This is a genomic window from Mycobacterium palustre, from assembly GCF_002101785.1.
Taxonomy (GTDB): Bacteria; Actinomycetota; Actinomycetes; order Mycobacteriales; family Mycobacteriaceae; genus Mycobacterium; species Mycobacterium palustre.
This window is the reverse complement of sequence record NZ_LQPJ01000081.1, coordinates 1-10,090: the sequence shown is the minus strand read 5'-3', so window position 1 is coordinate 10,090 and position 10,090 is coordinate 1. Positions and strand designations below refer to the sequence as shown.

General features: G+C 68.0%; 10 protein-coding genes and 1 pseudogene. 6 read left to right on the top strand and 5 right to left on the bottom strand.

Annotation, left to right across the window (positions count from 1 at the left end; genetic code table 11):
- Positions 1 to 92: 92 nt before the first annotated feature.
- Complete coding sequence (ag85B, locus tag AWC19_RS08745; RefSeq protein ID WP_085077666.1) at positions 93 to 1,085, bottom strand: diacylglycerol acyltransferase/mycolyltransferase Ag85B; 993 nt, start codon at positions 1,083 to 1,085, stop codon at positions 93 to 95.
- Between the two features lie 672 nt (positions 1,086 to 1,757).
- On the opposite strand from ag85B, the gene AWC19_RS08740 reads away from it, so the two are divergent.
- Positions 1,758 to 2,876, top strand: a complete 1,119-nt coding sequence (locus tag AWC19_RS08740) for a DUF7159 family protein (protein WP_085077665.1) — start codon at positions 1,758 to 1,760, stop codon at positions 2,874 to 2,876.
- Between the two features lie 16 nt (positions 2,877 to 2,892).
- On the opposite strand, the gene AWC19_RS08735 is transcribed toward AWC19_RS08740, so the two are convergent.
- Genes AWC19_RS08735 through AWC19_RS08725 form a run of 3 tightly spaced genes read right to left on the bottom strand, consistent with a single transcriptional unit; the run spans position 2,893 to position 5,746 of the window.
- The gene (locus tag AWC19_RS08735) at positions 2,893 to 3,441 is read right to left on the bottom strand and encodes a YceI family protein (RefSeq protein WP_085077664.1); all 549 of its coding nucleotides are present in this window, start codon (positions 3,439 to 3,441) and stop codon (positions 2,893 to 2,895) included.
- 13 nt (positions 3,442 to 3,454) lie between these two features.
- Positions 3,455 to 4,468, bottom strand: a complete 1,014-nt coding sequence (locus AWC19_RS08730) for an alcohol dehydrogenase (RefSeq protein WP_085077663.1) — start codon at positions 4,466 to 4,468, stop codon at positions 3,455 to 3,457.
- A 9-nt stretch (positions 4,469 to 4,477) separates the two neighbouring features.
- Positions 4,478 to 5,746, bottom strand: coding sequence for a cytochrome P450 (locus AWC19_RS08725; RefSeq protein ID WP_085077662.1), 1,269 nt, complete (start codon positions 5,744 to 5,746; stop codon positions 4,478 to 4,480).
- A 302-nt stretch (positions 5,747 to 6,048) separates the two neighbouring features.
- Between AWC19_RS08725 and AWC19_RS08720 the strand changes: the two genes are divergently transcribed.
- From AWC19_RS08720 to AWC19_RS08710, 3 genes are read left to right on the top strand one after another with little or no spacing between them, the layout of a single operon-like run.
- Positions 6,049 to 6,453, top strand: a complete 405-nt coding sequence (locus AWC19_RS08720; protein WP_085077667.1) for a hypothetical protein — start codon at positions 6,049 to 6,051, stop codon at positions 6,451 to 6,453.
- 11 nt (positions 6,454 to 6,464) lie between these two features.
- A complete protein-coding gene (locus tag AWC19_RS08715; protein ID WP_085077661.1) occupies positions 6,465 to 6,752 on the top strand; it encodes a hypothetical protein in 288 nt (95 codons plus the stop codon).
- A gap of 57 nt (positions 6,753 to 6,809) precedes the next feature.
- Positions 6,810 to 7,031 (top strand): Rv1893 family protein, encoded by a 222-nt coding sequence (locus tag AWC19_RS08710; protein ID WP_085077660.1) that lies wholly within the window; start codon positions 6,810 to 6,812, stop codon positions 7,029 to 7,031.
- Between the two features lie 6 nt (positions 7,032 to 7,037).
- Here AWC19_RS08710 and AWC19_RS08705 read toward each other — a convergent pair whose 3' ends face one another.
- Complete coding sequence (locus tag AWC19_RS08705) at positions 7,038 to 8,168, bottom strand: nitronate monooxygenase (RefSeq protein WP_085077659.1); 1,131 nt, start codon at positions 8,166 to 8,168, stop codon at positions 7,038 to 7,040.
- Positions 8,169 to 8,593: 425 nt separating this feature from the next.
- On the opposite strand from AWC19_RS08705, the pseudogene AWC19_RS31155 reads away from it, so the two are divergent.
- Both AWC19_RS31155 and AWC19_RS08695 read left to right on the top strand, forming a co-directional pair.
- Positions 8,594 to 9,134: pseudogene (locus tag AWC19_RS31155) on the top strand (PE family protein); the annotation flags it as partial.
- Between the two features lie 265 nt (positions 9,135 to 9,399).
- Positions 9,400 to 10,090, top strand: a 691-nt coding sequence (locus tag AWC19_RS08695) for a PE family protein (RefSeq protein ID WP_142281079.1), incomplete at its 3' end; no start/stop codon positions are given.

Genomic DNA, 10,090 nt, shown 5'->3' with positions numbered 1-10,090 from the left:
CGACACGCCACACCCCACCCGGGGGTTCTCCTCACATCAAGCCGACACGCCTGCTACCAACGTCCTGGCCGAGTACAGCTAGCGGACGGGAGTTATCCGCCGCCACCCGCGGTGGCACCCAGGGTGCCCTGCAGGTCGGGCTTCATGGCGTTGAGCTGCGCTCCCCAGTACTCCCAGCTGTGCGTGCCGTTGGCGTTGAAGTTGAACACGGCGTTGTGCCCGCCGGCCGCGTTGTATTGGTCCTGGAACTTCAGGTTGCTGCTGCGCACGAAGTTCTCCAGGAACTCGGCGGGCATGTTCGCGCCACCCAACTCCGACGGGGTGCCATTGCCGCAGTAGATCCACAGGCGGGTGTTGTTGCTGACCAGCTTCGGAATCTGCAGGGTCGGGTCGTTGCGCTGCCACGCCGGGTCACTCGACGGGCCCCACATGTCCGCCGCCTTGTAGCCGCCGGCGTCGCCCATCGCGAGGTTGATCAGGCTGGGGCCCATGCCCTGGGAGGGGTCCATCAAAGCCGACAGCGAGCCGGCGTAGATGAACTGGTCGGGGTGGTAGGCGGCCAGGATCAGCGCCGAGGAACCGGCCATCGAGATGCCGACCGCGGCGCTGCCGGTGCGCTTGACGCTCCTCTGCGAGGCCAGGTAACCGGGCAGCTCACTGGTCAAGAAGGTTTCCCACTTGTAGGTCGTGCAGCCGGCCTTGCCGCAGGCCGGGCTGTACCAGTCGCTGTAGAAGCTCGACTGGCCACCGACGGGCATCACGATCGACAGGCCGGACTTGTAGTACCACTCGAACGCGGGGGTGTTGATGTCCCAGCCGTTGTAGTCGTCCTGGGCACGCAACCCGTCGAGCAGGTAGACCGCGGGGGAGCCGTCTCCGCCGCTTTGAAACTGCACCTTGATGTTGCGTCCCATTCCGGCGGACGGCACCTGTAGGTATTCGACGGGAAGGCCGGGGCGCGAGAACGCCCCCGCGGTCGCCGCTCCGCCGGCAAGACCGATCAGGCCCGGCAGGGTCACAGCCGCTGCCGCACCGACTAAAAGCCGGCGCCCCCAGGCCCGGATCTTCTCGCTCACGTCTGTCATACCTGCGCCCCTTGTCGTTAGGTGTCGTGCTCTGGGCAGAAATTTACCGTGGAAATACGTCAAATGTCGATTGAGACGCGGTGTCGTCGCAGTCTTGTATCGGTTTCCGCTCCGAAATTCGCAACCTGGATAACGGGACACCGCGGCCGCACGATCACCCGGAAGCGCGCCGCAGAACCCAAAGCGCCAGGCAGGGGGCCCGGGCGGCGGTACCCGATGCCGAAATTGCAAAGCAGTTCTAATGGAATTGGCCGGCTCCCGACCGCGGGCCGCGCGCGGCCTTGTCAGGCCATGCGTTCGCGCGCCGGACCGCGGCGTCGATTTCGGACGAAGGAAATTGCCGCGTTCGAAAAAAGACGGGCCCGTGTCGGGGACGGCGGAGCCCTCCCGAAGCCCATCATGGACCGGTCAGCTGCACCTTCGGGGCCGTCGAACGCGCGAAACAGGTACGTTGCCCGGGCGCCTCGGCGCGTCGGCGCGTGACTTTCCCTGCGATTCCGCACCGGTGCAGCCGAACCCGCGCCGACCGCGTAGGCTCTCACGAAGCAAGCCGATGAAGACCACGCATCCCGGTCTGTTCCGGCCCTACCGAACCGCCGCGCCAGCGAGTTTCATGCTGCGCGACACGCGGCAGAGGGCGACGGAGGTCCGGGACCGATTGAGGTGCAAAGTTTGGACACGGTACTGGGGCTATCACTGACGCCGACCACCGTCGGCTGGGTCCTCGCTGAGGGACACGACGGCGACGGCACGATCCTGGACCACCAGGAGCTGCGTCTGCGCGCCGGGCGGGGCGTGGGCGCCGTCGGTACCGCGGGGCAAGTGGCCGACGAGGTGCTGCGGGTGGACGCCCTGGCGGCCGCCGACGATCAGCATCTGCGGGTCATCGGGCTGACCTGGAGCGACGACGCCGCCGCCGCGCAGGCGGCGCTCGTGGTTGAGGCCTTGACGGACGCCGGCTTCGACAACGTGGTGCCCGTTCGGCTGCTCGATGCGGTCGAGACCCTGGCCGAGGCCATCGCGCCCGTCATCGGCTACGAGCAGACCGCGGTCTGCATCCTCGAGCACGATTGGGCGACGGTCGTCATGGTCGACACCCGCGACGGCGAGACGCAAACGGCCACCAAGAATGTGCGCGGCGGATTCGACGGGCTCAGCTCCTGGCTGCGCGGGATGTTCGAACGCGACGGGTGGCGGCCGGGCGGGGTGGTCGTCGTCGGCGCCGACAGCGAAATCAACGGCTTTTCCTGGCAGCTCGAAAAGGCTCTGCCGGTACCGGTTTTCGCGCAGACCATGGCCCAGGTGACGATCGCGCGGGGCGCGGCGCTGGCCGCGGCGTCGAGCACCGAATTCACCGACGATCAGCTCGTGACGCACGTCAGCGAGCCTCCCGCCGCACCCGCGACGTCACCGCCGCGGAAGCTCTCCTATGCCGGGGCGGCGCTCGCCGCCGGCGCGATCACATTCGTGTCCTCGCTCTCGCTGGCGGTGGGCATCCAGCTCGCCCCGGACGCCGCGCGGGCGCCGGCCAAGCACGTGGTGCACGCCCCGGCGCCGCAGGTCGCCCAGGCGGTTACGCCCGCGGTGGCCTCGCCACCGGAGGCGCCGCCCTCCCACCCGTCGAAGGCGCCCGCCGGTGAACCGGGCGCGGACGCGGTCGCGCCCGGTGACCAGGACGGCGGCGGCGGCGAGCAGCAATCGGACCGGAACGCCCGGCAGCCCTACCTGACAAGGGTTCTCGAGCACATACCCGGCGACGCCGGCGACTCGGCGCACTCACCGACGCCGTAGGGCCGACAGCCCCGGCTCAGTCGTCCTTGCGGTGAACCGCGGTGAAGGACAACGCGACCTCGTCGGCGACCCGCACCGAGCCCATGAGCAGTGAGTAGGGCTTGACGCCGTAATCCGTTTGCCGAACCGTGGATTCGGCCGACATTCGCCACGAGTCGCCGAGATCTTCTGTGCGCAGGCCGATCACGTGCTCGCGCGTTCTCCCGCGGATGTGCAGCCTGCCGGCCAGGCGGTACCCCTCGTCGGTCTTGTCGATATCGTCTGTGCTGAAACGGATTTCGGGGAAGCGACCGGCGTCGAGCGAACTCAGCGCGTTGGACTTCACCAGTACCTTCTCCGGCCCGGACAGCCCTTTCACCCCGCCCTCGCCGCGAAGCACCTCGAACGAATCGGCCTCGACGACCAGCTCCGCCGCGACCGGCTCGCCGCCGGCCCAGTCGACCGCGGCGTGCCAGCGCGTCATGGCGACGGTGAGCCGGTGACCCATCCGCGCCGCCCTGCCCGTGACGCCGGTGCGGATCACCAACTCGCCGTCGGACGCGTCCAGGCTCCAGCGGTCGGTCACAGGGCGACCGTAGTCACATCGTCAGAACGGTGCGGTAGTGCGCCCGGCCCTGCTCCAGGGCCGCGTAGCCGTCGGCCGCCTGCGCCAGCGGCAGCTCTTGGGTCCACGCGCGCACACCGGACAGGACCGCGAAGTGCATGGTGTCCTCGACGTCTTTGGCCGTGCCGGAGGGATGGCCCACGACGCTGAGCCCCGGCGTGATCAGCTGCACGGGGCTGATGTTCAGCGGCTCGGGGGTCGCGCCGATCGTGACCAGTTCGCCCTGGGGCGCCAGCCCGCCGACGGTGTCGGCCATCGCCTGCGAATTGGCGGCGGTCGCCAGGACGACCGCCGCCCCGCCCAGCGCCTGCAGCGCCTCGGCGACGTCGCCGGCGGTGGAGTCGATGTAGTGGTGGGCGCCCAATTCGCGGGCGTCGTCGGCCTTGCCGGTGCCGCGGGCGATCGCGATGGTCTCGAACCCCATCGCTCGCGCGAATTGCACCCCGAGGTGGCCGAGCCCCCCGACGCCGAGGATCGCCACCCGGTCGCCGGGCAAGGCCTTGGTGTGGCGCAAGGCGTTGTCCGTCGTGACCCCCGCGCATCCCATGGGTGCGGCCTCCACATCGGAGAGTTCCGACGGGATCCGGGCCAAGGCGTTGGCCGGCACCGTCACCGACTCCGCGTAGCCGCCGGGGTAGTGCCAGCTCGGCACCTTCCCGTTCACGCAGTGGATGAAAAAGCCTTTGCGGCACGGCTCGCAGTGATAGCAGCAACCGCCGAACCACCCGACCGCGACGCGGTCGCCCACCGCGAAATCCTCGACCCCGTCACCGAGTTCGGCTATCGTCCCGGCGATTTCGTGGCCGGGGGTCAGCGGCCAGGAAATGTTCGGGAAGCCGCCGTGGACGAAGGCGCGGTCCGTCCCGCATATCCCGCACGCCCTCACCCTCAGGCGCACCTCGCCGCGACCCGGCGTCCTCGTCTCGACCTCGGCGAGTTCCAGCGGGCCGCCCGCGGACTGTACGTGGACGGCTCTATGAGTGGTCATTGACTTAACCTAGTGGGCGATAGGGCATTTCGCGACCCCCTTGGTGTGGTAGTCGACCTGCCAGTGCTTGATCCCGTTGAGCCAACCCGACCTTAGCCGTTCCGGCTTGCCGATCGACTCGAGGTTGGGCATCACGTCGGCGATCGCGTTGAACATGAGGTCGATGGTCATCCGCGCCAGGTTCGCCCCGATGCAGTAGTGCGCGCCGGTGCCGCCGAATCCCACGTGCGGGTTGGGGTCGCGCAGGATGTTGAAGGTGAACGGGTCGTCGAACACGTCCTCGTCGAAATTGGCGGATCGGTAGAACATCACCACCCGCTGGCCCTTCTTGATCCGCACGCCCGACAGTTCGTAGTCCTCGAGGGCCGTCCGCTGGAACGACGTGACGGGGGTGGCCCACCGCACGATCTCGTCGGCCGCGGTGGCCGGCCGCTCCTTCTTGAACAACTCCCACTGGTCGGGGAAGTCGGTGAACGCCATCATGCCCTGGGTGATGGAGTTGCGGGTGGTCTCGTTGCCGGCGACGGCCAGCAGGATCACGAAGAAGCCGAACTCGTCGTCGGAGAGCTTGTGGCCCTCGATGTCGGCCTGGACCAGCTTGGTGACCAGGTCCTCGCCCGGGTTCTTCGCCCGGTCGGCGGCCATCTGCATGCCGTACATGATCAGCTCGACGGAGGCGGTGATGGCGTCGTTGTCCGCGAACTCCGGATCCTGATCGCCGACCATCTCGTTGGACCAGTGGAAGAGTTTCTTGCGGTCCTCTTGCGGCACCCCCATCAGGCCCGCGATGGCCTGCAACGGCAGCTCGCACGACACCTGCTCGACGAAGTCGCCGGACCCCTCGGCGGCGGCGGCCTCGACGATCCGGCGCGCGCGCTCGCGAAGGTCGTCGCGCAGGCGCTCGACCGCCCTGGGCGTGAAGGCGCGCGAAATGATCTTGCGCAGCCGGGTATGTTGCGGCGCGTCCATGTTCAGCAGGACGAACTTGCCGCGTTCGATCTGCTCGCCGACCGTGCCGTCCTTGTAGCGTGGCAGGGCCGTCTTCTGCAGGCTGGAGAAGATGTCGCTGCGCAGCGAGATCTCTTTGACGTCCTTGTGCTTCGTGACCACCCAGAAGCCGCCGTCGTCGAATCCGCCCACCCCGATGGGCTGCTCGTTCCACCAGATCGGCGCGCTGCGGCGCATCTCGGCCAGTTCTTCCACCGGCAGCCGTTCGGCGTAGATGTCCGGATCGGTGAAGTCGAATCCTGGGGGGAGGTTTGGCTGGGTGGTTGGCATGTTCCCACTCCTCGATGCGAATCGATACGAAGTCGTCTAGTCGTCCTTCTTGTGCCAAATAAACCACTGGTACACCGCTGTTGGGAAGGATTGGCGCAAGATCGCCGACCCGAATTGCAACACGTTCAGCGGCGATGGGTCTTCGCCGCGCCGGAGTCGTCTCGGCGCCGGGCTGGCCCGCCGGCTCGGCGACCGGCGCCCTGATCTGCGGCTACCGGTGATCTTGTGGGCCGAGACACAATGGATATGCTTTGGTCCAGGTCACCGGACTTCGGTGACGCTGACGCGAAGGGGTGGAGCGCATGGTTCGCGAACTGCTCGCCGTCGCCGCGATCGCGGGTGGCGCCATCGGCATGGCGCCGAGCGCCGCCGCCCAACCGCATTACGACGGTGACGTGCCGAACATGAATTACGACGCCTCGCTGGGCGCGCCGTGCGACAACTACGAACGCTTCATCTTCGGGCGCGGCCCCAGCGGCCAGGCCGAGGCCTGCCACTTCCCGCCACCCAACCAGTTCCCGCCCGCCACCATCGGGTACTGGGTGATGTCCTACCCGCTGTACGGGGTTCAGCAGGCCGGCGCGAAGTGCCCCGGCCCGCAGTCCGCCGCACAATCGGATCGCGGGCTTCCGATGCTGTGTTTGGGCGACCAGGGTTGGCAAGAGGGCTGGTTCACCGGGGCAGGGTTCTTCCCGCCCTCTTCGTGACGGGTCGGCCGATGAGTGACGCCCTTCCCGCCGCCCCGATCCCACGCTGGCTGCGCTCCGTCCTGGCCTCCGATCGTGCCGGCTCGGCCTGGTACGTCGGGGCCGGCTTCTTTTTCGCGCCGGTGCTCGCCGTGCTGTCGCCCTGGCCCGCCGTCACCGCCATGCTGTGGGGGGCGATCGCGCTGGCCGGGCTGTGGCTCGGGCTGCTCGGCATCGCGATGGCCGTCGGGCTGGCACGAATTTTGCGCTCCGGGGCGGAGATTCCCGAAGACTACTGGCGCACCCTGGTCAACTACTAAGGCTCGCCCGGCGCGTCTAGAGTCGTATCAAAGGCGCCGCAACGAGAGGACACTTCGATGGGCTTCAATCCCAAAGACGCGGTCGACGCCGCCAAGGACATCGCCACCAATGCCGTCGAAAAGGCTTCGGACATCGTCGAACACGCCGGCGACATCATCCGGGGCGACCTCGCCGGCGGTGCCAGCGGCATCATCCAGAACTCCATCGACATCGCGACTCACGCGGTGGACAGGGCCAAAGAGGTGTTTACCGGCCGCGACGAATTGGACGACGAGTAGCCGCCGTCAGACCGCCGCGGCCTCGTTCAGCTCGTCCAGCCTGTTGGTGGCTTCCAGGTACTCCTGCACCCACCGCTCGATGACCGCCGACGTCTTCTCGACCTTGGTGAACTGCCCGACCACCTGACCGACCGGGTTGAAGGCGACGTCGACGGTCTCGTTCGGGTATTTGTTGGTGGCCCGCACGGCCATGCCAGAAACCATGTACTGCAACGGCATACCGAGCGGCTTCGGGTTTTCCGGCTTCTCCCACGCCTCGGTCCAGTCGTTGCGCAGCATGCGCGCCGGCTTTCCCGTGAACGAACGGCTGCGCACGGTGTCGCGGCTGCTGGCCTTGGCGTACGCCTCTTGCTGAACCGGGGTGTTGGAGGCCTCCTCGACCATCAGCCACTGCGAACCGGTCCACGCCCCCTGGGCGCCGAGCGCCAGCGCCGCGGCGATCTGCTGGCCGCTGCCGATGCCGCCGGCAGCGAGCACCGGCACCGGAGCGACCTCCTTAACGACCTGCGGCCACAACACGATTGAGCCGACCTCGCCGCAGTGACCGCCGGCCTCGCCGCCCTGGGCGATGACGATGTCGACGCCCGCGTCGGCATGCTTGCGGGCCTGCGACGGCGAGCCGCACAGCGCGGCCACCTTGCGGCCGGACTCGTGGATGTGCTTGATCATTTCGGCCGGGGGAGTGCCCAGCGCGTTGGCGATCATGGTCACCTTCGGATGCTTCAGCGCCACCTCGACCTGCGGGGTCGCCGTCGCCTCCGTCCAGCCCAGCAGCTGCAGGGTGTCCTCGTCGGCGTTCTCCACGGGGACGCCGTGATCGGCGAGGATCTTCTTGGCGAAGTCCAGGTGCTCCTGCGGCACCATCTTGCGCAGCGTCTCGGCGAGCTCCTCCGCGGAGAGGTGGGAGTCCATGCCCTCGTACTTGTTCGGGATCACGATGTCGACGCCGTAGGGGTGGTCGCCGATGTTGGCGTCGATCCAGTTGAGCTCGATCTCCAGCTGCTCGGGGGTGAAGCCGACCGCGCCGAGCACGCCGAAACCACCGGCCTTGCTGACGGCGACCACGACGTCGCGGCAGTGGGTGAAGGCGAAGATCGGAAACTCGATGTCGAGGTCGTCGCAAATCGGGGTGTGCATGCCTACTCCTGGAAAGCTTGACCGACGCTGAAGAACTGAAACGTGTTCTAGTTTAGTACCTAGAGCTTTGACGTGGCCAGCCGCCCCCGGCCAGCGCTTGGGCACTACGACGTTTCAGGACGCTGGCCCGCGTCAGACGGGATGTCCGGCGAGCCAGCAGGGGCTCGGGCAATTCCTCACCCGCACCGCGATTCTGGAAGACCGAGAAAGTCGGAAATCAGACCATCCACAAGACCGCGCGAGCGGGAAGCCGCTGCAGGCCGTGCGAACCGGGGCCACGACGCTCGTTATCCGGTTCGCCTGGCGCCCAAAAACGGACCGAAACTCTTTTGCGCTTAGTCGGTGCTGGGAAACGGCGTTGATTTGTTATAAACGTGTCGAATTAGGTGACCAAAGTTGCCTACTATCCGCCCAGGGCAAGTGATCTGGAGGTTGATTACAGGTCGTTTTTGGTCGCAGTTCCGGACGCAGTGGCGACGGCCGCAGAGAGTCTGGCGGGAATCGCTTCGTCGTTGAGCGTCGCCAATTCGGCAGCGGCGGTTTCGACGACCGGCTTGCTGGCCGCCGCCAACGACGAGGTGTCGACCGCGATCGCCGCCCTGTTCTCCGGCCATGCCGCGGAATACCAGGCGATGAGCGCACAGGCGGCGGCGTTCCACGCGCAGTTCGTCCAGGCCCAGTTGGGCGCGGGCGGCGCCTATGCGGCCACCGAGGCGGCCAACGCCTCACCCGTGCAGACGCTTGCCCAAGAGGTGTTGGGGGCCGATCAACACCCCGACCCAGCTGCTGGGTCGCCCGCTGATCGGCAACGGGGCCAACGGGGCCCCGGGTACCGGGGCGAACGGCGGCGCCGGCGGCTTGCTGATCGGCAACGGCGCCAACGGGGCCCCGGGTACCGGGGCGAACGGCGGGGCTGGCGGCCTGGGTGGCCTCGGCGGGGCGTTCGGCACTCCGGGGGCGGACGGAAATCCATAGCGCACGGCACGACGGACTAGATGTGTCCGGCGTAGTGCTGTTAATTACGAAACTCGCAGCAACGTGATTGGTTTTGGGTCCCGTTTATCGGAAGGACCCGCTCGATGCGCAGCCGCTACGCCGGTCATCCCTTCACCACGCCGACGGACGAGATCGCCGCCGCGCTCGAGGACGTCAGCATTTTGTTAAACGTGTCCATTGAGCGGACCAAAGATGCTTAATATCCGTCCAGGGCAAGTGATCTGGAGGTTGTTACATGTCGTTTTTGGTCGCAGTTCCGGACACAGTGGCGACGGCCGCAGAGAACCTCGCGAGCATCGCTTCCTCGTTAAGCGCCGCCAATTCCGCCGCGGCCCTCCCGACCACCAGCTTGCCGGCCGCCGCCGGTGACGAGGTGTCGACGGCGATCGCTTCCCTGTTCGCCAGCCACGGCGCGCAATACCAGGCGCTCAGCGCTCAAGCGGCGGCGTTCCACGCGCAGTTCGTGGAGGCCCTCAAGGCCGCGGGCGGCGCCTACGCCACCGCCGAAGCGGCCAACGCGTCGCCGTTGCAGACGCTGGCGCAAGACGTGCTCGGGGCGGTCAATACGCCGACCGAGCTGCTGTTGGGGCGCCCGCTGATCGGCAATGGCACCAACGCCGCCGCGGGCAGCGGCGCGGCAGGTGGGCCCGGCGGGCTGTTGTGGGGTAACGGCGGCAACGGCGGTTCGGGCTCGGTCGGGCCCGGCGGGCCCGGCGGGCCCGCCGGCCTCATCGGTACCGGCGGGACCGGCGGAACGGGGGCTCCCGGCTTTGCGGGCGGCGCCGGCGGCACCGGGGGGTGGCTGTGGGGCAACGGCGGCGCCGGCGGAATGGGCGGCACCTCCATCGGCCCCGTGCCGGGCGGTGCCGGCGGGGCGGGCGGCAACGCGTTCCTATTCGGGTCTGGCGGCGCGGGCGGGACCGGCG

Excerpts from the sequence above, each read along its gene's own strand:
- ag85B (WP_085077666.1), bottom strand. The coding sequence starts at position 1,085 with ATGACAGACGTGAGCGAGAAGATCCGGGCCTGGGGGCGCCGGCTTTTA.
- AWC19_RS08730 (WP_085077663.1), bottom strand. The coding sequence starts at position 4,468 with ATGACCACTCATAGAGCCGTCCACGTACAGTCCGCGGGCGGCCCGCTG.
- AWC19_RS08725 (WP_085077662.1), bottom strand. The coding sequence starts at position 5,746 with ATGCCAACCACCCAGCCAAACCTCCCCCCAGGATTCGACTTCACCGAT.
- AWC19_RS08720 (WP_085077667.1), top strand. The coding sequence starts at position 6,049 with ATGGTTCGCGAACTGCTCGCCGTCGCCGCGATCGCGGGTGGCGCCATC.
- AWC19_RS08715 (WP_085077661.1), top strand. The coding sequence starts at position 6,465 with ATGAGTGACGCCCTTCCCGCCGCCCCGATCCCACGCTGGCTGCGCTCC.
- AWC19_RS08710 (WP_085077660.1), top strand. The coding sequence starts at position 6,810 with ATGGGCTTCAATCCCAAAGACGCGGTCGACGCCGCCAAGGACATCGCC.
- AWC19_RS08705 (WP_085077659.1), bottom strand. The coding sequence starts at position 8,168 with ATGCACACCCCGATTTGCGACGACCTCGACATCGAGTTTCCGATCTTC.